We start from the raw sequence: 26,658 nt of genomic DNA on the forward strand, positions 1-26,658 counted from the left end.
CAGTTCCCGTATTCTCTCCACGGTCCCTCCTCGTAGCATACGGCCACCTCCTTCCCTTACAGGAAAGGGTGGCGCTCTCGCCTACAGGTGGGGAATTTTCAACCGCGCCCTTTTGTCCATTTTACACCCGCCGCTGACAGCTGGAACGGGAAGAGCCGGTACCAGACGGATGCCAACAGCCTGATGCTGATGGGCAACCGGCCCGTACGGGCGATCCCGCCATCGGCCGGTTCATCAGCCAGGACCCCGCGCAGGACGAGAGCAACTGGTACTCGTATTGCGGCAACAGCCCGTTGGTGGCCGTGGATCCAAGCGGGCTGAGGCTGGTATCGCAGGGATCGCCAAAGGACGATAGTGATGGCGGATTCTTGGGTTATGACTCCTGGGGAGCTTACTTCAAAGACGTAGGTGATTTCGCCAAGGGCGAGGCAAGTGCGCTGAATCCTGTTGAAGCAGTGAAGGGAGCGGTTGATACAGTCAGCTTCCTGAATCAGAGCCATTGGAGCTGGGGATCGTTCAAAGATGTCGGCAAATCCCTTGTCGATGGGCTTAACCCGTTCAACAAGACAGACGACATGGCGTCCGCCGGTCGCGCCACGATGAATTTGACGCTTGCACTTTCGCCCGCCATCAAGAGGATCCCTAACCCGACTTCGATTGCACTAGAGGGACCTTGGCGACTGCCCAACACAGGTGGGGTTACGCTCATTAAGGTGTATCAACATGGTGAACAGCTAGGAAGACTTGACTGGCATCGCTTGCCTCGTAAGAACACCATTGTTCCAATTGCCCGCGGACGGTCTCTGCCGCACTATCATCGCTTGCCTTCCCTTGGGCAGCATCATCCGTGGCAGGGAGGTTGGTGATGACACGTCCGGAACAAGCTGCTGTGATATCGCGAGCTATTCGACTGACAATTTCAAGTCCGCGCCGAGCTGATGCAGACCAATTTGCGGAGTTGGTCAATGGCCTCGCTCCTAAGTGTTCCGAGGCTATCCTTGAGGACTCGGAACTCAGATCCGCCTGGAGATTCGCTGAGTCTTTTTCCCTCTCGTGGACTCACGAGGACAGGGATATGGACGGGCTCCGATGGGCAGAGGCCTGTCAAATGATGGAAGATCTGGCGAGGCAGCTCGATTCCGGATTTCCCGTTACCGACATGAGGATCTTGCGGTATGGCAGGTGATAAGCCTGCGAGCTGCGCAGAAGGCGGATTACGAAAGCGGCCTGATCCTGATGGGCAACCGGCACTACGATCCCGCCATCGGCCGGTTCATATGCCAGGACGCCGCGCGAACCGGAAGACGGTTGCTGGAAGTTGGAGGTGAGACCAAGCGTCTTCCAACTTCCAACATCACACTTCTAACTTCAGATTTGGGGAAGCGGTCCGGAAACGGGCCGCTTCCCCGACTTGCCCTTACTTAGCCCCGCTTACGGGTTGATGTCCTTGCCTTTCACCTTTCGCGCGATGCGCAGGGCGTCCCTGATATCAATAACCTCCGGAGTGTCGCCGGTGACAACGTTGAGGCGGCTGAACTGGGAGCCGGCCGGTTCGAGGCCCCCGGCAACCCGAAGGGCGCTCACCACGTCGGCCAGAACGTACAGGGATGGCGCGACGCTGAACGCGGCGCTGTCCAGTGTGAGGGCGCCCGCGGTGGCTGTGAGGATGTATCCGTTTCCGGCCAGGTCGATCGCCAGGTCCGTGAACGTGGCGACGCCGGCAACGGCGTTGACTGTGAGCGTGCCGCTGAGGATCGCGCCGGCTGTGCCTGTTCCGGGTTTGAGCGCGATGGTGACCGGTCCGGTGTAGCCGGAAAGTACGACGCCGGAGCTATCCTGTACCGTTACCACCGGCTGGACGGCGAACGGCAGCCCCGGCGAGGCCCCGCCCGGCTGAACTGTGAACGCGGCGGAGCCGAATGAACCGGTGGTGAGAGTGACGCTGGAGACGGCCGGCGTTCCGGTTCCATCGCCCTTGAGGACCAGCTCGTACTGGAACCACCGGGCGCCTCCGCTGATGTCGGCGTCGAGGCTGCTGGGTGTGATCCAGTCCGTGAAGTTGCCTTCCGTGTTGGCGAATCGATATCGAGCCTCTACTGTGCCGGGCGACACGTTCGTTCCCGCCACTGTGAAGTGTTTGAGGTTGGTCAGTGAACCCAGATCGATCATCTGGGACTCAGCGGTCCCCGAGTAGACGCGGTTTGCGCCATCGTCCACCATCGGAATTCGGGCGGTGAGCGCCTGCGCACCGAGAGCGGTGGTGATGCGGCCTCCCGCGGTATACAGGCTGCCGTTCCACGCCTGGCCATCCAGGTCTATCACGGCCTGCGGGTACACGATGGAGAAGTCCTGGGCGGTGGCGTCAACCCACGCGCCCGGCATGCCGGAGGCATCGAGTTTGGTATAGGAAATGCCGGCGGACAGCGTCGCCGGGTTGTTGCGGTTGTTCGGATCGGTGTTCAGGCGCCCGGCAACCGAGAGAATCTTGCCGCGAACGAGGTCGGCGGCCATTCCCCAGTGCCCGCTGTATTCGGGGAGATCGCCGGGATTGTCCATCACGGATGCGGCGTAGGCGGGGTCATTCGTCAACCGAACCCAGGGGGTAAGGTCGCGGTCCGGCTGGACGGAAGTGATGTCTTCGGTGTTTGTGAGTTCCGTGCCGGGGTTTATCTGGCCACCGACCGAGTAGACGGTGTGGTTGTTGACGATGGTGCGCTGGTATGTATGGGTCGAGTTGATCGGCCGCGCAACGTACCACGTGCCGAGCGAGCCGTCCGGCTTGATTCGTGCCATGTAGTTCGCGTTGGAAGTTGGCGCGATCGTGCCGCCGCTCACCAGCACCCATCCATCCACCACGCGGGCGCTGCCCAGCGACTTGCTGGAGGGGAGAGGTGTTGCGGCCGCCCAAGGGAAGCCGGCCGCAACGGCGGTGGCGCCCGGAGGCAGCGAAAGCGACCCGTCCGCGTTCTGTTTCGCGTACCACACGGTGTTGATGGTCGCCACGGACACGTCCACGCCGGCGACGACGTAAATGAATCCGTTGTATCCGAAGCACATGTTGTTGATCTGCGCGCGCGGCGCGGGGAGGTCATTCGGACCGCCGGTGAAGGAGTTGGCGGAGGTTCCGCCGGTTACCCACGGGTTCGGCGTGTCGGTTCCGTTGCCGCCGATAGCGCCGGTGGAGTCGATGTTGTTGTACCAGACATTGCCGTAGTACGTTCCACCGCCGCTGCGTCCGCCGATCACGTACATGTATCCGTTGTAGACGACCACGCCCTCGTGATGGCGGGCCGCCGGCAGGTCAGGTCCGGCGACGGGCGCGGCGGGCACGCCCTGCATCGCCAATCTGAACAGGCTGCCGGTGGCCGGCGCTTCGAGATTCGCGCGCAGCGAAAGCGCAACGTCACCCGGGCTGGCATGGGTTACGCTGGCCGCCGCGCCGCCGAGAACGTTGGTCACGAAGGCTGAAACCGGCAGTGTGCGGGCCGGCAGGCTGGCGTCGGCCGGGGCGAGCGTCGGGATGTAGTAGTAAGTCGTTCCGGGCGCCAGGCCGGTGATCAGATACGTGTGCGAAGTCGCGGTTCCGGTGTCATCGACCGGCGTAGTGGGCGTCGTGGTGACGCCCCAGACCATCGTCGCCGTGGCGGCGATATTGGTGTCGAAGGATATCGTGGCGGAATCGGCGCCCGCGTTGATCTTCAGGTTGGAGAAGATGACGCTGGCCGGAACCGTTACGTGGCCTTCAACGTCCAGAGTCGGGGACGGCGGCACGGAGAACAGCGGAGGCGTGAGATAGTATCCGGATTCGGGCCGGTAATACAGAACCGTGCCGGGTTTGTATCCGGCGACTGTGGCGGTATGGCTCGTGGTCAGCGCGGTGGATTCGATCTGTTTGGTCAGGCTGCCGCTCGCGGTTCCGTAGTGGAGAAGCGTGGTTGCCGGTTCGTTGGTGGTCCAAGTCACGTTTACGCCGTTGTCCGTTGCGGCGGCGGTTACATCCGAGATCGTTAACGGCGTTGTGGTGAACGTCTTTTCCGCGCTCACCGCCGGAGTCAGCGTCCCCGCATTGGACGTAACACGGTAGTAGTACAAGGTGTTCTGTTCGAGATTGTCAACCGTCACGGAGTGGTTGGTCACCGGATCCGGCATGGACACCATCGTGTACGCGCCGGACGTGGGGCCGTATTCCAGGATGGAGTCGGACTGGATATCCGTCGTCCACGTGACGGTCGCGCCATGGTATGTGACCGCGGCGGTTGGACCGGTGAGCAGCGTCACTTTGGTCGCGGTGACAACACTGAAGTCCGGGCCGCGGGTGATGTCGGTGCTGCCGTTATCCACGGGAGCGACGAGGCCAACCCGGCGCGCCGTGGTGCTGGTTGTGCCGGCATAGGTCGCGTAGGCGATGTTGCCGTTGTAATAGGTTGTTCCATCGAAGGTGCCCGTTGTGGCGATCGCTTCCGGCCAGTGATTCAGCGACGGTTTGGTTCCAGTGCCTGTCGTGGCGCTGGACGCTACCGATTGGCCGGCGATATCGGCGCCGGTGGACGGGTTTACACCCTTGATGACGCCATCGCCGGAGCCGGTATTGGCCCCCAGGTTATTGCAGGACACCCAGAGGATAGTTTCGTCCGGTGAAAGCGCCACCCAGGCGTTCGTGCCTGTATTGCCGGTGAATGTGGTGGGAGCGGAGACGCTGAACCCGCCCGCTGAAGACCAGGATGCCGGGTCGCTGACCGGCTGCCCCGCCGCGCGGACGAACTTCTGGACGTAAAGCGCTGTCGTGCTGGACTGTCCACCGAGCCAGATCGTGTCCTCTGCCCGGTTGATCGCGATGGAGCGTATGAGGTTGCAGTTCGCGGCGAGGCTTGCCAGCGGGATGATTGTGACCGGCGCCACGGGCGTTGAACCGAACCGGACGTACATGATATCGGACCGGGCGTCTGGGCTTGTGGAGATGGAAAATCCGTTTCGAGGCGACGCGGAGACATAGAAGAATTCGGCATCGGTGCTGGTGCCGAATCCGATTGAGCCACGCGCGTATACGTTGTTGGTTGGAGCGCCGCCAAACTCCGCCGCCACGTTCTGGGCAATCGTATTCGCCTGGCTTGCGTTGCCGTTCAATACCTCGATGACACCTCCGGTCCCGGCCGCGCCGCTCTTCAGTCCGGAGCCTGCCACGGCGACCGTGCCATCGCGGAGGACAGATGTAGAGGTGGAGAATCCCTGGGTGGTGTTGTCAACGCCGGCGGCATAGATGTGCGACGAACCCACCAGAGCATTGGACATGTCCGGCTTATACACGTAAATGCCGTCACGAGCGTTCGTGCCGCTCGTGGCCATCGTTGGCCAGTAAATCAGGTTGTGGTACAAGCTGCTGCTGAGAATGTTGGCGGAGCCGTTGTATGACCAGCGCCCATCGGTGCTGGCGGAACCCACAACTGGGTCTACAATCTGCGCCATCGTGGTGACGGGATCGCCTTTGGTCGTGATCTGGGCGAAATACTGGCCGCCCGGAGCCGGTCCACCGGAGTCCTTGTCGCCGTTCCATATGACCTGATTGGCCAGGGCCACGCTGTGAGCGCCCGCGGTCCACTGAGCGGACGTGATCGCGGGGTTCGATGTGGCATTGAGGGTCTTGACAAGCACGGGCGTGGTTGCGGAAGTGTAAATGCGGACCGTCATGTCCGTCACGTCCGTCAACAGGTTGTAAGAAACGTCGTAGGTGGAACCGTTGAACGTCACGTTCACGTTCCACGTCATCACCGCAGCGCGTCCCGGCGAGACCACAGCCAGGAAGCCGAAGGCCGCGAAAGCCATCAGCGTCACGCGCAGACTCGTGAAAAGCTTCGACATGCGTGTTCCCTTTCGATAATGGGATGGGGAGTACTGCCGGACTTCGTCAGGCCAAACAGATGAATCGAGGCAAGTGCTGGTCCATAGGTGTCGTTACCCGGTACCCCGGAGATGAATGAGACCAATCAGGCATTGGTCTTGTTGAGAGTGCGCCCAACGGACGCGTCAGCCCTTTGAAGGATTCTACCATACAGGCAGATCGCGCGGCAACCCCCTGAAGCGGGAAATTGGCGCTAGCCCGGAAAGTGGGAAGCGCTTATGTGCGCGTGTGTCGAATGGAGCCCCGAGCACAACGTAGAAATGCACCGGAGAGGGGCGACGCGAATGGGCGCCGGGCGCGCCGGGGACCTGAACTACACCTCCACACCGCAGAGGGGATGCGATTCCGCGGGCTCGGCGAGGAGTTCGTGGATGGATGTTGAGCGGAACGCGCTTTCCATGGACCCGATGGCATTATCGATTCGGCGATGGAGCGGGCAGAGTAGCTTGCCGTGATTCACCAGTCCCAGCGGACAGGATTGGATGCGCGCGATGGGGTCCACAGCCTGCACAACGTCGTAGACGCTGATCTCCGAAGCCGGACGGGCCAGCACGGATCCGCCCCCCATTCCCCGATGCGACGTGATGATGCCGGCCCGCCCGAGGCTCTGCAGCACTTTGGACAGGTAGTCTGCCGGCACCTTGGTCGCGGCCGCAATGCGATGCGTCGTCTGGGGCGCGCCATCGCTGTCCGCTAACATCACTATCGCCCTCAGGGCGTACTCCGCGGTTTGTGAGATCATTTGTTGGCTCCAATCAATTCTGGACCTTGACATCCACTTTATATCAAGCGTACAATGGTTTTGTCGATAATTGGATATACTTATCCAGAATTATCCCACGTTATCGGGGTATCATCCATTGGACCGGGGCGTGCGCCCGGGTCCGGCCGGACGGTGAGTTGAGGAGGCAGCGATGCAGTACAGACGGTTGTGGATCGGGATGGCCGTGGTCATTCTGGGGTCGTTCGCGGTGCTGGGCTGGTTTGGGCGCGAGATTTACCAGCAGGCGCCCCCTATCCCCTCTCGCGTGGTGACTACGGACGGCACGACGCTCTTCACGCAGCAGCAGATCGAGGATGGTCAAAATGTGTGGCAGTCCACCGGAGGTCAGGAGATCGGCACGGTGTGGGGACACGGTGCGTACGTGGCGCCGGACTGGACGGCGGATTTCGTTCATCGCGAAGCGACGTACATCCTGGACAAATTGGCCGTGGCCCATTCCGGCAAGCCGTATGCGGATCTCGACATGCCCACGCAGGATATGCTGAAGGCGCAACTCCGCGAGGAAGTGCGCACCAACACGTTCAACCCGGCAACCGGCGTCATCACGGTATCCCCGATGCGCGCCGAGGCTATCCGGGCCGTCGGCGAGCACTACGCGGACCTCTGGGGTACGGCCCCCGACCTCCAGAAACTGCGCGACGCCGACGCCCTGCCGCCCGGGATCATCAAGACGCCGGAGCGCATGGCGGCCATGAATGCATTCTTCTTCTGGGCCTCCTGGGCCTGCTCCACCAACCGGCCTGGCCAGGCGATCACCTACACCAACAACTGGCCGGGTGAACCCCTCATCGGCAACGGGCCCACCCCCGCGATCCTGGTATGGTCCGTCGTCAGCGTTGTATTTCTTCTCGCCGGCATCGGTGTGCTGACGTGGTACTACGCCGCGCTCCGCCGGCGCGAAACGGGCGCAGAGACGGACGTACCGGCCACCGATCCGCTCACCGGCCTGAAGGCCACGCCCAGCATGAAAGCCACGCTATGGTATTTCTGGGTGGTGGCGGCGCTCATTCTGGTCCAGATCGGCCTCGGCGTCGTCACGGCACATTATGGCGTGGAGGGCAATTCGTTCTACGGATTCCCGCTGTCCAAGTTCCTCCCCTACGCGGTGACGCGCTCCTGGCACCTCCAGCTTGGCATCTTCTGGATCGCCACGGCCTGGCTGGCCACGGGGTTGTTCGTCGCTCCCGCCGTCTCCGGGTATGAACCCAAGTTCCAGAAGGCAGGCGTTGTCTTCCTCCTGGTGGCGCTGGTCGCCATCGTTGTTGGCTCCATGGCGGGTGAGTGGCTCGGCGTGATGCAGAAACTCGGCTACACCGCCAATTTCTGGTTCGGCCATCAGGGCTACGAATATATCGACCTTGGCAAATTCTGGCAGGCGTTCCTCCTTGTCGGGCTTTTCATCTGGCTCGCCCTGGTGACACGTGCGCTGGCGCCGGCATTCAAGAAGAACCCGGAGGACCGATCGCTGCTGGGCCTCTTCCTCATCTCGTCCCTCGCCATCGCGGGCTTCTATGGCGCGGCTCTGATGATCGGCAAGCATACGAACCTGGCCATCGCGGAATACTGGCGCTGGTGGGTGGTCCACCTGTGGGTTGAAGGCTTCTTCGAGGTATTCGCCACAGTGGTCATCGCCTTCCTCTTCACACGAATGGGCCTGCTTCGCACCCTCACGGCCACGTCTGCCGTCCTGTTCAGCACCATCGTCTATCTCGCCGGCGGCATCATCGGCACGTTCCATCACCTGTATTTCACAGGCACGCCGACCGCCGTGCTCGCCCTGGGCGCCTCGTTCAGCGCTCTGGAAGTCGTTCCCCTCGCGCTGATCGGTATTGAGGGCTATGAGAACCTGACGATGAGCCGCGTGCGTCCGTGGGTGGCCAATTATAAGTGGCCGATCTACTTCTTCGTCGCGGTTGCGTTCTGGAACCTGGTCGGCGCGGGCCTGTTCGGCTTCCTCATCAACCCACCCATCGCGCTGTACTACATGCAGGGGCTCAACACCACACCCGTGCACGGCCACACGGCCCTGTTCGGGGTCTACGGAATGCTCGGCATAGGGCTGATGTTGTTCTGCCTGAGGGGGCTCACCAGCACGCGCCCCTGGAAGACCGGTGTGCTCTCCTTCGCGTTCTGGGCGATCAACATCGGGCTGGCCCTGATGGTTCTGCTCAGCCTGCTGCCGGTGGGCCTTCTGCAAACGTGGGCGAGTGTTGAACACGGGATGTGGTATGCGCGAAGCGCGGAATTCCTGCAGACGCCACTAATGGCGCATCTGCGTTGGATGCGCGTGTTCGGCGACGTAACCTTCAGCCTGGGGGCCGTTGCCCTCGGCTGGTTCGTCGCGGGTTTGAAAACGGGATGGTCGTTGGAGCCGGAAAATACTGAACGGGACCGCGAATTGGCGGTCCGCTAGGGTAGAAAGGGCTTCGGAGCCCGACCTACGAGTCGAAAGGAAAACAATGGATTACACGTACATCAACGAACTGGCGGCAAGGGTGCAGATTCCCGAGAATGGCATCATCAGCACCACGATCAGCGCGGACGACAAGTTCAAGGTCATGCTGTTCGGCTTCGATACCGGCCAGGAGCTCTCCGAGCACACGGCATCGGTGCCCGCCCTGATACAGATCGTCAGCGGCAACGCCGACCTCACGCTGGGCGGAGACCCCCACCCCGGCCCGGCCGGAAGCTGGGCGCACATGCCCGCCAATCTGGCGCACAGTGTCCTCGCGAAGGAACCGACCGTAATGCTGCTGATCATGGCAGTGAAATAGCCGGAACCGGCGCACGTTTTCTAATGGAGTGAACGGAATGAATGCAACCCAAACACCCGGCGAATTGGTCCGGGAGCGGCCCGGACGCGCTCGCGTGCTGGACAGAATCGGAATCCTCTACAACTGTGAGGCCGAAGGCTCGCTCGCAGATGCGTGTCGCCAGAACGGCCTCATGCTGGACCATATATTGGGCCTGCTGGCCGCGTCCGACAAGGCTGAGCCGCTGGATGGAGGGCGCGACTGGACAGGCGCCTCGATGGGTGAACTCGTGGACAACATCATCGCCGAGCACCACGATTATCTCCGCGAGGAACTGCCGCGGCTGAGCCGCCTCCTCGGCAAGCTGGCCGCCAACCACGCGGATCAGGACCCAAACCTGCCCGAGGTGGAGACGGTGTTCACGGGGCTTCGTCAGGAACTGGAACTCCATCTGGCGAAGGAGGAGCAGGTGTTGTTCCCGATCATCCGCCAGATTGAAGCGGGAAATGCTCGAGCCGCATCGCATTGTGGGAGCGTACGGAACCCGATCTTCGTGATGGAGCGCGAACACGTCGGCGCCAAAGAGGCCCTCGCCAAATTGAGCCGGCTCACCAACGCCTACACTGCTCCGGAGTGGGCGTGCACTACACACGTCGCGGTGATCGAGAGCCTGGGGCACCTGGACAACGATCTGAACCGCCACATCTACAAGGAAGACGTGGTCCTCTTCCCGAAGGCCATCGCCACGGAGGCGGCAGCCTGATGACCGGGGTCACCCGCCTGAAGTCCGCTCCGACGGAAGGGGTATCGGCGACGCTCACAGGGCGCATTGGTGCGCCGCCGATACCCCACGAACACGGCGCGTGGGTGATGCTGCTGCTGCCGATGCTTACCGCGTTCGCGGTCGCGCGCCCCTCGGGCTGGCCACAGGTGCTGCTTCTCACCGCGGCAGTGACGGCGGCCTATCTCGCCAGGCACCCCGCCGATCTGCTTCTACGCGGCAAGGGGCAACGCGGATCAGCATTCTGGATGACCGCCTACGGCGCGATTGCGGTGGCGACGGCGGTCCCGTTGATCGTTTTCTGGCACGGAGCGGCCCTGCTGGGCGTAATGTGCATCGCCGGGTTATTATTCGGCCTCCATGCTGTGCTCCTGGGCCTGCCCTCGAAGCGCCGATGGGACCGCTCGGTCTTCGGCGAAATGCTGGCCGTCGTCGGCCTCACCCTCAGCGCTCCCGCGGCACTCGTCGTCGCGCGCGGGACCTTCACGCCCGAGGCCTGGGTCCTCTGGGCCGCGTTCGCGCTTTTCTTTGCGGGTGGCGTACTCCATGTGAAGACGCTGCTCGGCGGAGCCAGGCACAAAGGCGCGCTCGATTTGCCGGTTCGCTGGCGGCTGGGGCGGGCCAGCGCATTGTATCACGCGACGCTGCTGATCCTGGCGCCGGCAATGGCCGCCCAGGTTGGTTTGAGTATGGCGATGGTGACCATTGCTGTTGTGCCCGTATCGCTACGAGCGCTCTGGGCCGTTGGCCGGCTGAGTCGCCGCTTACCTCCCCTCAAGTGGGTGGGCGCTTTGGAGTCCGTTTACGCTCTGTGGTTCGCCGCCTGGTTTGGGGCAGCCATGCTCTCCCGGTAGGTCGGGCCTCCGTGCCCGACTCACGGCAGTTCCGGTGTCCTACCGGATGAGGTGAAAGATGCAGATTGGTGAAGTGAAACCGATGGCCAATTTCGAGACGCCGCTGGCGCTGTTGAGCGACTGCCACCGTCGCGTAGAGAAGTTCCTCGGCGTGATAGAGACCGTTGCGACGGAAGGACGGGGTCGCGAACTGAGCGCCGAGTACCGCGCCGGCCTCGAAACCGCCCTCCGCTATTTCCAGCAGGCGGCGCCGCTCCATACCCAGGACGAGGAAGCCTCGCTGTTCCCGCGGATGCGGGAGGTCGGTGGTAACGACGTTGTGGAAGCCCTCGTCAAATTGGACGGCCTGGAGGCGGACCATCGCGCCGCGGAGCCACTGCACGAAGAGGTCGACGTGCTCGGCCGCAAATGGCTTGATGAGGGAACCCTGCCGCCGGAGGATACCGGACGCCTGGTGGAGGCCATCACACGTCTGCGCTCCATGTACGCGAGCCACATCGCCCTTGAGGACACGTTTGTATTCCCTCTGGCGGGCCGGGTCCTGGATGAGGAAAGCCTCTCCAGCGTCGGTCGCGAGATGGCGGACCGCCGCGGCATCCCGACAGTCGTTACGCCGGGCTTCAGCCGCTGCGCGGAAAGGCGAAACACCACTTCCTGATCCCGAACGACCACCAGAAGCAGACGAAATGACAAACGCGAAGCGATGAACGATGAATGTCCGGCAGGCTGCATCCCTGACGTGCCATCTTGAGCGGAGCGAAGGATCTCAACGGTTTGTCGAGATCCTTCGCTTCGCTCAGGATGACATCGTTTCGAACGTTTCTCCGCTCCTGAGCGTTGTTTTCTGCCCGAAGATTACGGCCGGCATCTCCAGCGACGCATCGTTGCCGACGGTTATGCGCAGCGTTGTCTGTGTGACCTCGAAGCGAAGCTTTTCGCCGCGCAGCCAGATATTGAAACGAAGCGCTTTCCAGTGCGCCGGCAGGGCTGGATTAATGGTCAGGCCTGCGTCGGTCAGCCGCACGCCGCCGAATCCGAACACCGCCGCCATCCACGCGCCGCCCGTGGCGGTGCCGTGCAGGCCGTCCGCCGTGTCCCCCCGTCCCGTCAGGCTTTCGTCCAGATCCTCCCCCGCCGTGATGATGAACTGGCGGTACGCCTCGTCCATGTCGCCGACGTCCTTCGCCGCGAGGCAGTGAATGACGTGGCTCATGCTGGAGAAATCCATACTCCGCTCCCCGTAGAAATCGCGGTTGGCGGCATAAACATCGTCGGGATAGTCCTCCCGCAGCAGGGTCATCGCCATGACCACGTCCGGCTGGTGGATTGCCTGGTACGGGTGGACGGTGAACCACCACTCCTTCTGGTCCTCCCGGAAGCCCGGCGGGATCGGCTTCAGCGCGTGAAAACCGTCGTACTGTTCGTACACCTTTGTCGCCGGGTCGAAGATAAGGCGAAGGCCATTCGCCACACGGCGCCATGCATCCGGCTCTCCATCGCCGATGTGCAGACGCTTCTTCACCGCGGCAGCGCTTTCGGGGCTTTCCTGCGAGAGTTGGTCCAGTGTGCCGGCGGCCCATCTCAAGGTCTTCGCGGCCATGACGTTCGTGTAGAAGTTGTCCGTGCTCTCGCAGTGGCCCTCATCGGGACCGGAGACGTCCTTCAGGTGATATACTTCACCGTCCCGCACGGCGCGGGATGCGTAGAATCGCGCCGACTCAACCAGGATGTCGATCCGCTTCTCACGCATGAAACCAGAATCCGCGGTTGCGTTCTTATACAGGTTCAGCGCGTAGGCTACGTCCGAGTCGATGTGTATGTTCGTGTGAACGAAGCGGTACCACGGCCCGAGCACCTCTTCACCGCTCGGCCCCGACTGCCACGCGAACTTGGCGCCGGCGTAACCCAGGCGCTTCGCGATGGCGCGGCCGTTATCAAGACCGAGATAACGGTAGTTCAGGCACCTTTTTGCCACTTCGGGCATCACGAAGGTGTAGAACGGGAGGATGTAGAGGTCCGTGTCGTAAAACACGCTGCCCTGGTACCACTCTCCCGTCAGCAGTTTGCAGGGGACGCTCAGCTTGTCCGTATGACGCGGAGCAGCGGAAATGAGCTGGAACAGGCAGAAACGGATATAGCGCTGGGCCAGGTCATCGCCCTCGATCTCTACGTCCGCCCGTTCCCACGCCTTGTCCCACCAGGCCCAGTTTTCGGAAAGAGCATGGTCGTAACCGGATTCGTGCAGCCCCATCTTATCGTGCCTCGGGACTATGGGGATTTCGAGGCGTTCATCCTCGGAAGTCGTGACCGTGGCAATTTGCTCCACCACCACCTGCCGGCCGGTTCCGATGTCGAAGTCCCACTCCACGCCGAAAAACGCGTCTACCTCTACCGCTCGGTCCCTCGCCTTCACCCCGCTGATTCGGCTGTGCGTGCGCGTCTCAACCTCGGCGCCACTGCCGGCCAGGCGGACTCTGACCGACTCGGGCGAGGCTTGAATTATGTCGAACTGCTTCTCGCCGTGAAGATTGGAGCGAACCGAGGCGTCCACTCCCGCGCGGATAGCGACCGGGCCGGAGTAATCGATGGAGGTAACGGTGTATCTCATCGCCACCGTGTTTATACGCTCCATGCACGCGATGCGCTCCATCAAGATGGCGAACGTCCGACCGTTCTTCGGGGTGATCTCGAACCTGTAGCGGTATTCCCCCGTGCGGAGATCGAGGAACTGCCTGAAGTCCGAGACTACACATGATTCGAGCGTCAATTCCTCCCCATCGACACGGACACTGATGTACAACGGGTTCGGCAGGTTGGCAACCGATGGGCGGAGTTTCGGTTCGTCGAACAGGCCAGCGTCAAGGTAGCGGCATTCAGCGCCGTTCGGCGGGATGGACGACGTCATGTCCGCTTCGCCGAAGATGCCGGCCACGATGGTCGTTGGGCAGCGACCTTCGCGGCGCTCAAGCAGATTGCCTTTCACCGCCAGGTAGCCGTTCGAGATGGTGAAGACGCTGTTCGCCGCTTCCAGAGCGTGGGCCGTTGTATCCGTGTTCGTGATGATCCAATCGTTATAGTTCACCGTGCTCCTCCAGGTACATTACCACATCGTCCAGCGAGTGGATCGTCCAGGCGTCCCAGTCCGCGTGTTCGCTCCGCCGGTCCAGACGGAATGAAGTGAACCCGAGTTCACGCGCTGCGTCCGCGTTTTCGGCCAGATCGTCCACAAACACCGATTCCTCGGCCGAGACGCCAATCGTCTCCAGCGCGATCCTGTAGATGGCAGGGTCGGGTTTCTCAACGCCCGCGAGAGCGCTTGAAACGAACGCAACGAAATACTCGCCGAGGTCCATGGCTTCGATGGAGGCCTTCAGCGATGGGAACGTGTTGCTGATGATAGCGAGGCGGTATCCGCGCTTCCGCAAGGCCTCAAGCGTACGCGAAACGTCCGGGTACGCTTCGAGCATTGAGTAGTAGGGGTAGCGCGCGCAAAGCTCGCGAGCGGCATCCGCGCCATCGGCCATACCCTGCGCGGACAAGAGGAGTTCGCCCCAGCGCCACCAGAACGCGTCTTCCTGCTCCGGCGTGACGACCTGCGTCGCCGGCGTCTCTTTGTGCGCTTTCCAGAAGATGCGGATCTCGTCTTCGGCGGTGATGTGAAGGTCCGGGCGGCCGAGCATCTCGGCGGCGGCGCGATTGCGCTCCTCTGAGCGCCGTTCGTGCCGGTGGCAGATCACGCCATCGCGGTCCAGGAATACGGCCTTTATCATCGCGCGCCCTTCACCAACAGCAGGTTGCGCAGCAGGATGAACTCCGGCAGGCCGCCGTGGACGATGTGCGCGGCAGCCTGGTAATTCTGACGTCCGGTGTCGTGGTTCGGCAGCGCGACCGCGCAGCCGACGCCCGCCGCTCGCAGCGAGATGATTCCCGGCTCGGAGTCCTCGAGGCCGATGCAACGCGCGTAGTCCTCGCGCGGGATCGACATCTGGTACAATGCGATGGCGTAGAGGTCCCGATGGGGCTTCAACCGCGCTTCGCTGGCGTCCGTCGCGCACACGAAGCCGTCGTAGAACGCGGCGTAATCGGAGAACGCGCTGATGATGGAATCGCGCTTCGCTTCCGGAATCGGCCAGGCCACGACTTCCTCGCGCATCACGTCGAATATCGCCTTGATGGTCGCGTGCGTCTCGTAAGCGATGGACGCGGTCACAAGCCCCACCCGCGCGGGCTCCGCCTCAAAGCGCTTGCCGAGGACCGAAAGCACCACCCGCGCGTCCGCTTCCGAGATGGCCCCGGCGGGAAGGTGCTTCAGGAGTTCCGGCGCCATTGCGGGAGCATCGTCACCCAGCAGGCCCTTCACCAGTGCGAGAAATACCGCATAGCCCGGCATCGGCTCCACCAGATGCCTCCCCGGCTCACCGAGCAACTCCTCCGAGAGTCGATTCCCCTCCCCGCGCTCAACCAGGCGCAGGATGGAGTGGTAGCGGTAGTAATAGATGTCCAGCACTGCGCTGATGAGCGCCGACCGGTTCGGCGCATCGAAAAGGCGCCCGAACCGGCCCACAAACCGCTGGGAAATGCCCGCGGCGTTTTCGCTCGAAACTTCGCCCGATGAGGTGATCCTTTTGAATTCGCCATCGGCCAGAAGCGCTCCCAATCCACAGTTAGCGGCGTCCAGCTTGATGTCCTTTCGCCGGTGGCGGTCGTCCATGCAGCCGAGGGTCCAGGCCAGCGACTCGAAGAACGCGTCGCGCAGCGCGGCGGGATCAAGCAGCCCCTCATACCGCCCCACCAGGAACTCCGTATGCCGAAAGTTGCTGTTACCGATGATGTACGGGTAGTCCTTCTCGTGATCGAGGCCGGACCACTGCTCCTTCGTCATCCGGTTGGTGAATCGGCGGACCATGTACTCAAGCGAGTGAACGGCCAGCGGCTCCGTAGTCGTGGACGTGCCGTCCATATCTACGGCGAAGGCGGCGATGCCGTCCAACGGTTCAGTCACGCGCGGCGCGAGCGGGTAATACTCGACCGGCGTGAAAACGTATTCGAGGTTGCGGACGACGGCGACCTCGGTTGACCCTAGGTCGCTGGCATTCTGCTGCATGAGCGCGGCGGCGTCCGCCGGGCTCAGGTATCGGGCAAGTTTATCCATGCGTTGGGGAGTGCCTCTGTTTCCTTGTGAAATCCACTGTACTTTAGCACGGGGGCGGGTCTTGGCAGCCGCGGGTTTGGGGGCACCGACCAGCGGCACAGCGCGAATGGTTGGGTCTCTAGGAGAAGTGATACACTCGATCGGTGGAAGCCTGTCGACGGACTGGAGTAGCAGCGGCCAGGCTCGAAACTGGGCGGTGGACAGGAGCCTCCATTCGGAAGGAACAGACTATGAGAGTTCGGATTGGATCCATAGCGCATTTTGGGGTCATCGCTACAGTGGTCTTTCTCCGCGCCCAGACAGCATACGCCCAGTCGTGGGTCACCTATAGCGCCGCTCTGGGTACGTTTCCCGAGGCACAGTGCTTCCAGAAGACTGTCGATGCCAATCCGCCACCGGGACCATACCCGCTCGAAATCGTAGGCGGAGACCTGCACCTGTCCACTTTGGGACTTCAATCCGACGGCGTGAACGGCGCCGCCGTCTACTGGCAACGTGGTGATGTTCCCATCGACTTCGGCAACGGGGTTGCCGTGGAAGCGCGCCTCCGGATCGCCAGCGCGCCGGACCGGGCGGTCAACCCTGCCACGGGGTGGCCGCGCCCCGGTTACTCGGTAGCGGTGTATGACGCGCACGGTCATATGTTCTGGGTGGGCTTTGGCAGCGGCCGGGTATTCCTTTCAAACACATCCTACGGCCTCTACGATAGCCCAAACACCGTGGACATGCCCTTTGACACCACAGACTCACACCACACCTACCGGCTTGCGGTGTCTACGACCGGCGCAACACTCGAGATCGATGGGGTCCAGCGCCTGGCCATGGCCGGACTTGGCCCGGTGGAGGGTACAGCGGGCGGTAACGGACAGGTCTGGTTTGGTGATGGGACCTACTGGGCGAACAGTGATTCATACACGTCCTGGGTCCGGTTCACCGGCGTGGGCAGCGGCCCGATCACCGGGGTGACAGGACCTGAGTCGGCGACGACATGTCCTGGGGGTGGCGCCTCATTCGCGGTCACGGCTTCCGGGTCCGGACCCTTCATGTATCTATGGCAGATCCAGACCGACCCGGGTGGAGGAGAAGCGGGCTGGCGCGGGCTTGGCAACGATCCGTTTCCCATGCCCTGCGGCGGCGGCGCGTTCGCCTACGCCTCACCCATCAATTCATCGGCGGTCAACATCGGCATCCACCCGTGCGCGGGAGTGAGCCAGTACAGAATCCGCTGCGTGGTGTCCAACCCCTGCGGAAGCGTCGCCAGCAACGAGGCTACGTACACCATCGAGACATACACCTTCGTGGATGCGCTGAAAGCGATGAGAATCGTGGGGGGCCTGAGCCAGGCGTCCGCGACGGACGTAGCGTGTCTGGGCCTCACCCACACGGGTTCAGTAACCCTGCGCGACGTTGTAATGATCGCGCGAAAAGCAGCAGGCATTGACCCGAACCCGTAGCACGTCTGGCATGCGTCGGTCGGCGCCAACAGCGCGGCCTGAGAACGGGCGAACCAGTAGTCGTCCGTTCTCAGGCTTTGCTGAGATGGCCTACCGCAATCGAACCAACCTGTCGGCGTTATCGAGCGCGAAGAGTTGCAGCACCCCGTCCTTTTCCACGTACGCCACGTCGAGCGGCTTCTCAAGCGTCGGGTCGCCGGCGCAGACACCGATTGCCTTGACGAGTTTCGTTTGCAGGGTCAGGGCATTCGCTCCGGCGGTGTACTCCAATACCTGCTTGCCCTCGGCGTCCGAAATGGCAACCTGGAAGGGTTCACCCGGCATCTTCGCGATGGCGATGCCCAACGCGCCGTTCGTGCTCACGCTTGCGTCCGACAGCGGGACTTCCTTGACAAGATTCAGCCCCGCGCCGTCGAACGTCATCCTTCGCACGGAAGCAACGCCCGCACCGGTGCGTCCGACCACACCGAATGCGCTCGGTTCAATCGGGTCCGCTGCTATGGCCATCGGCGTGAATGCCGGATCATCGTACTTTGCGACGTAGGCGGTGGTATCGCTCCAGACGACGACCCGGTGATTCCCGGTGTCGGCGATGGCGACGTATTCCTTCCCGGCCACGTTCAGGCACGCCAGTCCGCCGGCGTGATCAAGTTCCCGCATCTCCGCGCGGCTTCCGGGCGAGCCCGCCGTCCGGTCCGCGGTGAAGGTGAGATTCGTCGCGCCATCGGCGAATACGCGCCCATCCGTGGTGAGGGCCAGGCCGTCCTTTGCGATAATCCGGACGTATTTGTCGCCAACGTAGATACTGTCCCCGGGGTTGAGGCGGTCCGCCATCTTCTGATCGGCCAACGTCAGCGTCTGAGTCGTTGAGCCTGTGAACGAACTGCACGAAAAGTCGTTCATCTCGCTTCGCACTTCGTAGGCTCCGGTCGCATTTGGTACGGCGATGTCGAACCCGTACGCCGGCTTCGTGTCCGATCCTGTAAGCGTCACGTAGAACCGCTTCGGGTCTTTTAGCGACTGTACGACTTTCCGGGCCGTGTGACCGAATCGATAGTGATAGAAGAACTCCTCCGCAGGTGTCGTGCCGTCGAAGATGACCGCGAAGGGATTCGCGATTCCGGCATTGGTTGCCACAACAAGCCGGCCATCATTCATGGCCGAAACCCCCTTGCCGTTCTTCAATCCGCAAACGGATATCCGGCGAGGGAGGCTCTCCTTCCCATCTGCGAGACGTGTGACCTCGTAGATCGCCCGGAACCTCCCGGCGGAGTGGCCATCCGCTTCCGCCATGTCCTGGATCATAGGAGGCGTATCGCCTCCCGCCTCAAACTCGCCGAGTTTCTCCCGGATATAAGCCGGTTCCCAACTGCGGTAGAGCGCATACTTCGCTTTCGGCCCGTCTACGTCGATCGAGATACGCGCGCCGCGAACGGCGCTCACCAGTTTGAAATCGGGTTCGGGGGCGTCGGGGGCGTAGTTGGTCTTGATCGGCCAGGTCCATTCCTCGGGGTTCAACATCGCGTGGTGAAGCAGCGAGAGGCGGCTGTGAGCGTTAACGTCGCTGGCGCCGAGGATGGCCGCGTCCTGGTAGCTGCCGATCCTGACGGTGAAGATGTCAGCATTGAAGTCGGTGAGGCCGCCGTTCTGATCGCCGTAGAAATGCCGGACGCCGATCTTGTCCGGCTCACTGAGCTTGCCGAAAAAGGAACTGACGTCCCAGCAGCCAGTAGCGTCGGTCCTTCCGGCGCCAACCGCCCCGATGTGTGAATCGCTCCACCACGTGACTTCCGCGTTCGGAACAGGTTTCCCTGCGCGATCGAGTATCTGAACCTTCACCGTCTTCGGCGCCACGGTCCACCACGCCTCTAGGCCGGCGCCGCGAGACCCCACCAGATACCGCTTCATCAGTTCGCAGGCGGCGGGGCCAATCAGCGCATGCCCGTCACCGAATAGATCGGGCCCCCAGAGGTTTGTGCGCATCTGCACGGGGGTTCCGTCCGCCATCTTGCATTCCCGCAGCCAGACGGGCATCACGTAGTTGCCATAGAGGTCGCCGAGAGGATGGAAAAGGTGTTCAGTCTCGTGCAGTTCCGGGGAATAGCTCCAATCGTACTTCTCCCAGGTCTGGTTCTCACCCGTCCAGATATCAAGCTCTCGCCAGCCTTCCCACCACTCCTGAATCGCGTGCCAGGCGGCGAGGCGCTTAGCCTCGTCCGTTTCCGCGTCCGGAAAGCCGATCTTGTAACCATCAAAGAAGACGCGTTGGAGGACATCCTCGTTGTTTTGCGTCCGTGAACGCTCCCAAACGCATGTCTCCGCGTCTGCGAGTTTGCTCGAGAGATATTCCAGGCTGCACGGGTCGCCCAACACTGTCGGGACGCGGTCCGCCAGGGTGTTCTCACGGTGGATGGGGTGAAACGTGTGCGCGTGGAAGGCCGCCTCAACGCGGTTGTTGCGCAGCGTTCGATCCCCCGGGGCGTCGAGTTTCAGGACGAGCCAGCGTTCCCCCACCTGCTCTAGGTTGATCTTCATCCATGTGGCTTGCGGCGACATCTTGATCAGGCTGTACGGCCACTTCCCCTGGACTTTGATATGAATGTAGCTGGGATGCATCGGGTCGAACGGCGGGATGGGCTTGCCAATTTTCACCACTCGATCGGGCTTCCGCATGGTTGCCTCGCTGGTGTCCGCATTTCGCTGTTTGGCGCCAAACCAGACGGTCAATTTCGCACCTGCTGGGATCGGCGTCGCGCCGTTGTTCTTGATCGCAACGTCGTAGCCGAAGGTTTCACCCTTGAGGGGCCATCCGTAGTGCGGAGCCCCCTTGGTCAACGAGTAAAGCGGAAACCTCGAAGTGAAGGCGATCTCGGCATCCGGGCGTGGATCGATGCCGTGGCTCTTTCGGATGGCGGATATTGGCGTATCTCTCACGTATCCGAACACACGGCCCACGCCGGCGCCGATGATGCCACCCCTGGTATCCAACCGGGCCGCCATCGCGAATGTCTGGTTCGCTCCACTGAACCCCGGGAGCGGTTGGCCGGACATCGCCCTGCCTGTATATACCGGCCCCTGCTTCTTCTTCGTTCCGGGAAGCAAAGGAGCCGAGAAGATACTGTATGAGTCGGTTTCGGCTCCGGTCACAGCCAGCACGTCGAAGCCATCTTTCACGAAATCTGCGGAGACCGCCAGTCCGGGTTTTCCGCCACGCATCTTGGCGCTGACCATCGGGCTAAGCTTGCCGTCGGTCAGCTTCAGGAAATCGATACGGTTCGCCGTTATCAGCCCGATCCGGTCCCTGCCCTCGCCCCAGAAGTCTCCACAAACGAAACCGCCCGCGTTTCTGGCGACCGGGATCATTGCCTGCCGCCGCAAGATGGGGCTTCCCGGGGTACCGGTGACTCCCCAGACTTCGATCTGGCGGCCACGCGGGGACGAGGTGAGCACAAGCAACTGGTCCTTCTTCTGGCCAAGGAGGTCGCCCGCGGCTGATTGGAGCACCACCCCCTGGAGCTTTACAGAGCTTCCGCTCGACCACTTCCACGGCATCGTGCCGAACGCTTCGGGCGCCTCGGCGAAGAAGGCCCTGGTCCCGGAAGGGGCCTTTGTCAGTAGGACGGCGTATTCCTTGCCTACGCCCCCCGGCCAGAAATCGCCTACCGACAGTCCGCCGGGAATGACGCTGTTGTATCGCGCGCCGGAATCGACCCACCGGCGAAGCCATACCGCGTTCTTCGCCCGGAGGGGCGGCTCATACGCCGACAACCGGGCGCCCCGGGCGTCACGCTCGATGGTCACAAGATAGGGGTACCCGGAGCCCCAATGCTGAGGGCCGGCCTGGGATGAGGCAGCGCCTGAAAGGAGGAGCAGTGCTGCCAGACTCGCTTGGGAATGCTTCATTCGGCACATTTCTCCGTTTCTACAACGGGCGCGGCCGCCCGTTTGCTGGATGTGGTCTACGCAGTATAATGTGAGCAGCGCTTCGGTGTTGTCGAATGGCGGCGCCGTCAGCCTCTCCCTGCCGCCAGCGGCTCCTTTGGCGATCGCTCCCGGCAGCGTTTCCCCGCGTCCCGTTCGCCCGAAGCGGGCGCGATTCCAGTCAGTATGAAAACGGCTGCGCCTTCTCCTGGCTACGTCCGGCACGCGCGCCAAAACTATCGTGATTCGGGCGACCCGTGTTGACGGTTTTGTCCAGCCGCCATACAATGCGGGGAGGAGACCGAACCCAAAATGATGACTCGAATGCTGCTGTTTCTCTGCCTGATGCTTATCGCCGGAATGGTGATGGCGCAGGTTGCCGCGGCCACATGGCACGCGGCAAAAGCTCCGCTGATGACACGCTGGGCCAAAGCCGTTTCACCGCGCAACGCTCTGCCCGAATATCCCCGTCCTCAGATGGTTCGCAAGGACTGGCTCAACCTGAACGGCCTGTGGGAGCTTAGCATCCTCGCGGACGAACGCGGCACGGTCGCATCCAATCACCAGATACTGGTCCCCTACCCTGTGGAGTCCGCGCTGTCCGGGGTGATGGAGAGGGCGGAGCGCCTGAGGTATCATCGTACGTTTGAAATACCGCAGGCGTGGGCCGGTCAACGCGTAATCCTGCACTTCGGCGCGGTTGATTGGCAGGCGAAGGTATCGATCAACGGTGCCATGGTGATGGAACACGAGGGCGGCTATGACGGGTTCAGCGTGGACATCACGGACCACCTTACTGCCAGCAAGCAGGACCTGGTTGTCGAGGTGTTCGATCCGTCGGATGGCGGCAATCAGCCGCGTGGCAAGCAGGTGAACAAGCCCGGCGGCATCTTCTACACCCCGTGTACCGGCATCTGGCAAACCGTATGGCTCGAACCGGTTCCGCAATCCAGCATCAGGCAGTTGATCATCACCCCGGACGTCGAAAACTCCTGCCTCCGTCTCCGTGTGCGCGTGGATGGCAGCGAAGGAGTCGTGGTTCGCGCCGTGGCGAGGGATGGCAATCGAAACGTGGGCGCCGCTGAGGGCGCTCCCGGCGAAGAGATGAAGGTTCCCGTTCCTAACGCCAAGTTGTGGTCGCCGTCTTCGCCATTCCTGTACGGGCTTAACGTGTCCACGCGCCGGAATGGCAAGCCTGCGGACTCCGTTCGCAGTTACTTCGGCATGCGGTCGATTGATATCCGGAAGGTCAATGGCATCCCGCGTATGATGCTGAACGGCAAACCGGTATTCCAGGTAGGCCCGCTGGACCAGGGCTTCTGGCCGGACGGGATCTATACCGCTCCAACGGACGCAGCGCTGAAGTACGATATCGCGATCGCGAAGAAACTCGGATTCAATATGATCCGCAAGCACGTCAAGGTCGAACCGGAGCGGTGGTACTACTGGTGCGACAAGATGGGCATGCTTGTCTGGCAGGACATGCCCTCAGGGGATAACAAATCGGAGGAATCCAGACGGCAGTTCGAACGGGAACTTCAGCGGATGGTTCGAGGGCGGCACAACAATCCGTGCATCATCATGTGGGTGCCCTTCAATGAAGGCTGGGGCCAGTATGATACGGAACGGATTGCGCCGTGGGTGAAATCGCTGGACCCGAGCCGCCTGGTGAACAACGCCAGCGGCTGGACCGACGCCGGTGTGGGCGATACCTTTGATACTCACAGTTACCCTGCTCCGAAATCGCCCGCGCCCGTTTGGCCGCGCGTGGCGGTTGTGGGGGAGTTCGGCGGATTGGGCCTCCCGGTGCGCAACCATACGTGGACGAAGAAGGCGTGGGGATACCAGACGCTGAAGGATCGCAACGCCCTCACGGCCGAGTACGTGGACCTCTTCCGCCAGGTTTGGGCGCTGAAGGACGATCCGGGCATCTGCGCCGTGGTGTACACTCAGACAACCGACGTCGAAACCGAGTGCAACGGCATCCTCACGTATGACCGCGCGATCATCAAGATGGATAGCGCTGCCGTCCGCGCCGCCAACACAGGGCAGATTCCGCCGCCGCAGGTGAAGAACGAGGCGGCTCCGTAAACCGACAAGAAGCCGGCGGCCAAAGTCGGCGTCGTATGATCTGGCGCCGGCGGTCTAGAAGCTGTGCGGCGTGTTTGATCCAAGCCTGCGTATTATTGTCGGAAGCACCCCCGGACGCAAAATATCTGGCAAATTTCGGAGGCGCCGGACGCCCAGTGCAACTATGCTCTCGCCATCGGCCTATCGCGGTGGGTATCGCCACAGGGACGTGAATGGGCGTTCGCCGCGGGGGGTGCGAGATGCGGCCGAAAGGCCCGCCAGTGAAATTGCAGCACAGAAGGCCGTCCACGTCTGTCTGTACGGCGGTACCTGCGCCAGAACAACGAAGACACCTGCGGCAGCGAAGGTCGTAATGAATATCGAAATGGCAGCCACCACCCTGTGGGCAACTGCGGACAGCTTAAGCCACCTTATTATGCATTGGAACTGCACTTCCTGAACGGCGCCGCCAACCAATAAGCTAACAAGCGCCGACATCACAAACCGAAGAATTGGCATGGCTCGGTATGCTCCTTGACTTTGTGTTTGGAATTCAGCGGAGTAGGGTGCTTCGCCACTCCTACTCGGGGACAACGGATACGCAACTAGTGCGTTATGCCCGGCGACATCCTCTATGCCGCGAGCATTCGGGGTGTGCCCCCCGGATTTTCGGAGCCGACGGACAATCAGCAGATGCGCTAGAGATTCGGGCACGGCTTGCGCACTCCTCCAAACATCGCGACCTAAGTGTTCCGTCGTTGAACGATCGTATATCGTCGCAATAGGGCCGGCGTCCCCCGCCGACATCCAGCCAGAAGGACCGGCTGGCGATGGCGGGGGGGGCGACGAAGACGCCGGCGCTACCGCAGAAAACCACGAGGTTTATCCGATTGGCCACCTAGGTTCGCTAGATGGAAAGCTCTTTGGCTATTCGTAAAGGGCAATCCCACTGCGGGTTGCGCATTTGATCAGTTTTCAGGAATCGTTTTCCCCTCCCGGCGCCAGATCTCGTCGTGCAAACGCGAGGGCTCGAACGAACCTGGATCAACGAACCGTACTGGGCCTATGCTCACGCAGATTATCCAGCTAATGGGGCCACCGGCGTATTGGTTTGGACGGACAAGGCCGCCACCACCCGCCAACACACCAACTGCAACAGCGCCAGCTCTTGCCCCACCGACAAAGCTGCCAAAATAAGCGCCTGTACCTAGATCAGATATCTGTAAGAATCGCCACGCCGGATCATTATCAGGGTCCATTAGCCAATTCAGGCAGTCAAGAAAGCCCATGCGCTGCACCGTCGCAAGCCCCAGTGGGTCATCGTTCATTGCCGGGTTGGCATCGCAATAGAGGTACCGGTTGAAGGACAAGGGGTCAGACCTGATTCCCACAATCGGGTCTTCTTGAAGCCACCGGCCGGTTCCCGCGTCGTACGTTCTTGCGCCGGCGGTGTAGAAGGTGTGCTGCGTATTGGTTGTCGTGCCAGGAATCTCACCGAGGTAATGATAGCCCGGCATGCCGCGGTAGCGCAGCGGGTTGGAGATGGGCATTGCCGCCTGATTCTCGAACGAGCTTGGCAGTAGGTTGCCGAAGGCGTCGTAAATGTACTGGGCAACCGGTGTGTTGTTGTTCGCGCCGTCCACCAGCCCCACCACGTTGCCGTGAGTGTCTTCCAAGTACCAGTAGACATGGCTGCTGGTGGCGGTGGTTTGTTTTTGGGAGAGCAGCATGCCGCCCGCCCACTGGTAGGCTACGGCGTTGGAGGTGCCGGATCGGGTTTCGTACGCCAGATGCGAACCATCGTAGAACAGATGGTCAACGTGGCCGGCGGCATCCGTCTTTGTGACAAGGCGCCCAAGGCCATCATAGACGAAACTTCCTGTTGGGCCGTAGGTCCCTCCGTATTCATCGATAGCGGTTAGTTGGTTGGCCGGGGAATACGAGAACCAGTACAGGTTGCCCCCTGGAGATGGGTCATTGTACTGCATAATGTACTCCAGATTGCCGGCGGATTCGTAGGAGAATGCGTCGTCGATCGTGCCGGTGTCCCAGACCTCGTAGAGTTGGTTCAGGCCGATCGTGTCGTAGGAGTACGTGAATGTGTTCGACGCGGTATCGACCTGTGTGCGGTTGCCTACATCGTCGAGCGTGTAAGCGTAGTCGTAGTTGTCACCGGAAGTTCCGGTCATCGATTCCCCAACTGTCCTGTAGAGCCCATCAGACGGGTAACCGGTACCACTGTCGTCAAAGATGTGATTCCGTACTACCGCCTCGGAACCAACCTTATCGGGACCGGTCAATACCATGTCCGGCAGGGCGGTAAGGTCATTAGTCGCGGGCCAGTCTGCTTCATCCAGCAGCACATCGGTACCGCTTACGTACTGCCAACCGGCGGACGCATTGTTAGTCCCTAGTTGGTTGACGTGATTCATGTACGGCATGGCTACCGTGTCCAACTCCCCGCAACTGCAAGCATAGTTGAAGGACACCTGCTGGTTTGTCAGCCAGGGGCCTTCCACGGTAACTGCCTTTCTCGACGACACACAAAAAGTGTGAATGACGCCAACAACGGTCTGGCTCGAACCGTAGCTCTTTCGCACCAAATATAAACTACCACCGATTTATCAACCAGGTCAATGGACAATTGGATTTATTTCGAGTTGGACGGGGCGCCTTCGCCGCGAGAATCTTCCCATGTTTTCCCCATGGTTGACAGAAGCATGATTCAGATAACCCGGCCTTGATCCCCATGGACGCCCTGACCACGGTGACGTTGATGCTGCGGGCGGTGGGCCACCCCATCCGGCTGCGGATCCTCGATTATCTGCGTAATGAAGGCGAGGCGCGTACGGTGAGCCAGATAGAGGCAGACGAGCGGCGGGCAGTACATCGACGTTGGAATCATCGGCATCGAGCCGCCGAAGTAGCGGCCGCGCATCTCGTCCGGCGTGAGGCAATGGGGTACGTCAGCGTGCCCCATTTACTTCGTTTGG

General features: G+C 61.7%; 17 protein-coding genes. 9 read left to right on the forward strand and 8 right to left on the reverse strand.

The features are described 5' to 3' along the window. Positions 1-368 precede the first annotated feature (368 nt). Positions 369-866: a hypothetical protein gene (locus VGM51_05310; protein ID HEY3412465.1), complete on the forward strand. Its 498-nt coding sequence runs from the start codon at positions 369-371 to the stop codon at positions 864-866. Positions 867-1,182: 316 nt separating this feature from the next. Next, a complete protein-coding gene (locus VGM51_05315) occupies positions 1,183-1,425 on the forward strand; it encodes a hypothetical protein (protein ID HEY3412466.1) in 243 nt (80 codons plus the stop codon). A 6-nt stretch (positions 1,426-1,431) separates the two neighbouring features. Here the strand turns inward: VGM51_05315 and VGM51_05320 are convergent, their stop codons facing one another. After that, a complete protein-coding gene (locus VGM51_05320) occupies positions 1,432-5,856 on the reverse strand; it encodes a fibronectin type III domain-containing protein (protein ID HEY3412467.1) in 4,425 nt (1,474 codons plus the stop codon). A 353-nt stretch (positions 5,857-6,209) separates the two neighbouring features. Continuing rightward, a complete protein-coding gene (locus VGM51_05325; GenBank protein ID HEY3412468.1) occupies positions 6,210-6,638 on the reverse strand; it encodes an Rrf2 family transcriptional regulator in 429 nt (142 codons plus the stop codon). Positions 6,639-6,810: 172 nt separating this feature from the next. Here VGM51_05325 and VGM51_05330 point away from each other — a divergent pair, with 172 nt between their 5' ends. Genes VGM51_05330 through VGM51_05350 form a run of 5 tightly spaced genes read left to right on the forward strand, consistent with a single transcriptional unit; the run spans position 6,811 to position 11,726 of the window. Continuing rightward, positions 6,811-9,093, forward strand: a complete 2,283-nt coding sequence (locus VGM51_05330; GenBank protein HEY3412469.1) for a nitric-oxide reductase large subunit — start codon at positions 6,811-6,813, stop codon at positions 9,091-9,093. Between the two features lie 46 nt (positions 9,094-9,139). Then, positions 9,140-9,454, forward strand: a complete 315-nt coding sequence (locus VGM51_05335; GenBank protein HEY3412470.1) for a cupin domain-containing protein — start codon at positions 9,140-9,142, stop codon at positions 9,452-9,454. 37 nt (positions 9,455-9,491) lie between these two features. Next, positions 9,492-10,196 carry a hemerythrin domain-containing protein gene (locus tag VGM51_05340; GenBank protein HEY3412471.1) on the forward strand — a complete coding sequence of 235 codons (705 nt, stop codon included), beginning with the start codon at positions 9,492-9,494 and terminating at the stop codon, positions 10,194-10,196. Further along, positions 10,196-11,068, forward strand: a complete 873-nt coding sequence (locus VGM51_05345; protein ID HEY3412472.1) for a YwiC-like family protein — start codon at positions 10,196-10,198, stop codon at positions 11,066-11,068. The genes VGM51_05340 and VGM51_05345 overlap by 1 nt, the downstream gene beginning before the upstream one ends. A gap of 58 nt (positions 11,069-11,126) precedes the next feature. Next, a complete protein-coding gene (locus tag VGM51_05350; protein HEY3412473.1) occupies positions 11,127-11,726 on the forward strand; it encodes a hemerythrin domain-containing protein in 600 nt (199 codons plus the stop codon). A 138-nt stretch (positions 11,727-11,864) separates the two neighbouring features. Here VGM51_05350 and VGM51_05355 read toward each other — a convergent pair whose 3' ends face one another. Genes VGM51_05355 through VGM51_05365 form a run of 3 tightly spaced genes read right to left on the reverse strand, consistent with a single transcriptional unit; the run spans position 11,865 to position 16,220 of the window. Beyond that, a complete protein-coding gene (locus VGM51_05355) occupies positions 11,865-14,150 on the reverse strand; it encodes a glycosyl hydrolase family 65 protein (protein HEY3412474.1) in 2,286 nt (761 codons plus the stop codon). Then, positions 14,140-14,838 (reverse strand): HAD-IA family hydrolase, encoded by a 699-nt coding sequence (locus VGM51_05360; GenBank protein HEY3412475.1) that lies wholly within the window; start codon positions 14,836-14,838, stop codon positions 14,140-14,142. Before VGM51_05360 ends, VGM51_05355 begins: the two co-directional genes overlap by 11 nt. Continuing rightward, entirely contained in the window at positions 14,835-16,220 is a 1,386-nt protein-coding gene (locus tag VGM51_05365) for a hypothetical protein (protein ID HEY3412476.1), read from the reverse strand. The genes VGM51_05360 and VGM51_05365 overlap by 4 nt, the downstream gene beginning before the upstream one ends. A gap of 230 nt (positions 16,221-16,450) precedes the next feature. Between VGM51_05365 and VGM51_05370 the strand changes: the two genes are divergently transcribed. Next, positions 16,451-17,674, forward strand: a complete 1,224-nt coding sequence (locus VGM51_05370) for a hypothetical protein (GenBank protein ID HEY3412477.1) — start codon at positions 16,451-16,453, stop codon at positions 17,672-17,674. 90 nt (positions 17,675-17,764) lie between these two features. Here VGM51_05370 and VGM51_05375 read toward each other — a convergent pair whose 3' ends face one another. Beyond that, positions 17,765-21,577, reverse strand: coding sequence for a hypothetical protein (locus VGM51_05375; GenBank protein HEY3412478.1), 3,813 nt, complete (start codon positions 21,575-21,577; stop codon positions 17,765-17,767). A 330-nt stretch (positions 21,578-21,907) separates the two neighbouring features. Here VGM51_05375 and VGM51_05380 point away from each other — a divergent pair, with 330 nt between their 5' ends. Further along, the gene (locus VGM51_05380; GenBank protein ID HEY3412479.1) at positions 21,908-23,686 is read left to right on the forward strand and encodes a glycoside hydrolase family 2 TIM barrel-domain containing protein; all 1,779 of its coding nucleotides are present in this window, start codon (positions 21,908-21,910) and stop codon (positions 23,684-23,686) included. A gap of 947 nt (positions 23,687-24,633) precedes the next feature. Here the strand turns inward: VGM51_05380 and VGM51_05385 are convergent. Together VGM51_05385 and VGM51_05390 are read right to left on the reverse strand one after the other, a co-directional pair. Next, entirely contained in the window at positions 24,634-26,106 is a 1,473-nt protein-coding gene (locus tag VGM51_05385; protein ID HEY3412480.1) for an RHS repeat-associated core domain-containing protein, read from the reverse strand. A 284-nt stretch (positions 26,107-26,390) separates the two neighbouring features. After that, positions 26,391-26,645, reverse strand: coding sequence for a hypothetical protein (locus VGM51_05390; GenBank protein HEY3412481.1), 255 nt, complete (start codon positions 26,643-26,645; stop codon positions 26,391-26,393). Positions 26,646-26,658: the final 13 nt, after the last annotated feature.

The sequence above is a fragment of the Armatimonadota bacterium genome (genome assembly GCA_036504095.1).
Taxonomy (GTDB): domain Bacteria; phylum Armatimonadota; class DTGP01; order JAKQQT01; family JAKQQT01; genus DASXUL01.

Bases quoted from the DNA above. Each gene is read 5' to 3' on its own strand.
- VGM51_05320 (HEY3412467.1), bottom strand. From the start codon at position 5,856: ATGTCGAAGCTTTTCACGAGTCTGCGCGTGACGCTGATGGCTTTCGCG.
- VGM51_05325 (HEY3412468.1), bottom strand. From the start codon at position 6,638: ATGATCTCACAAACCGCGGAGTACGCCCTGAGGGCGATAGTGATGTTA.
- VGM51_05330 (HEY3412469.1), top strand. From the start codon at position 6,811: ATGCAGTACAGACGGTTGTGGATCGGGATGGCCGTGGTCATTCTGGGG.
- VGM51_05335 (HEY3412470.1), top strand. From the start codon at position 9,140: ATGGATTACACGTACATCAACGAACTGGCGGCAAGGGTGCAGATTCCC.
- VGM51_05340 (HEY3412471.1), top strand. From the start codon at position 9,492: ATGAATGCAACCCAAACACCCGGCGAATTGGTCCGGGAGCGGCCCGGA.
- VGM51_05345 (HEY3412472.1), top strand. From the start codon at position 10,196: ATGACCGGGGTCACCCGCCTGAAGTCCGCTCCGACGGAAGGGGTATCG.
- VGM51_05350 (HEY3412473.1), top strand. From the start codon at position 11,127: ATGCAGATTGGTGAAGTGAAACCGATGGCCAATTTCGAGACGCCGCTG.
- VGM51_05360 (HEY3412475.1), bottom strand. From the start codon at position 14,838: ATGATAAAGGCCGTATTCCTGGACCGCGATGGCGTGATCTGCCACCGG.
- VGM51_05365 (HEY3412476.1), bottom strand. From the start codon at position 16,220: ATGGATAAACTTGCCCGATACCTGAGCCCGGCGGACGCCGCCGCGCTC.
- VGM51_05370 (HEY3412477.1), top strand. From the start codon at position 16,451: ATGAGAGTTCGGATTGGATCCATAGCGCATTTTGGGGTCATCGCTACA.
- VGM51_05375 (HEY3412478.1), bottom strand. From the start codon at position 21,577: ATGAAGCATTCCCAAGCGAGTCTGGCAGCACTGCTCCTCCTTTCAGGC.
- VGM51_05380 (HEY3412479.1), top strand. From the start codon at position 21,908: ATGATGACTCGAATGCTGCTGTTTCTCTGCCTGATGCTTATCGCCGGA.
- VGM51_05385 (HEY3412480.1), bottom strand. From the start codon at position 26,106: ATGCCGTACATGAATCACGTCAACCAACTAGGGACTAACAATGCGTCC.
- VGM51_05390 (HEY3412481.1), bottom strand. From the start codon at position 26,645: ATGGGGCACGCTGACGTACCCCATTGCCTCACGCCGGACGAGATGCGC.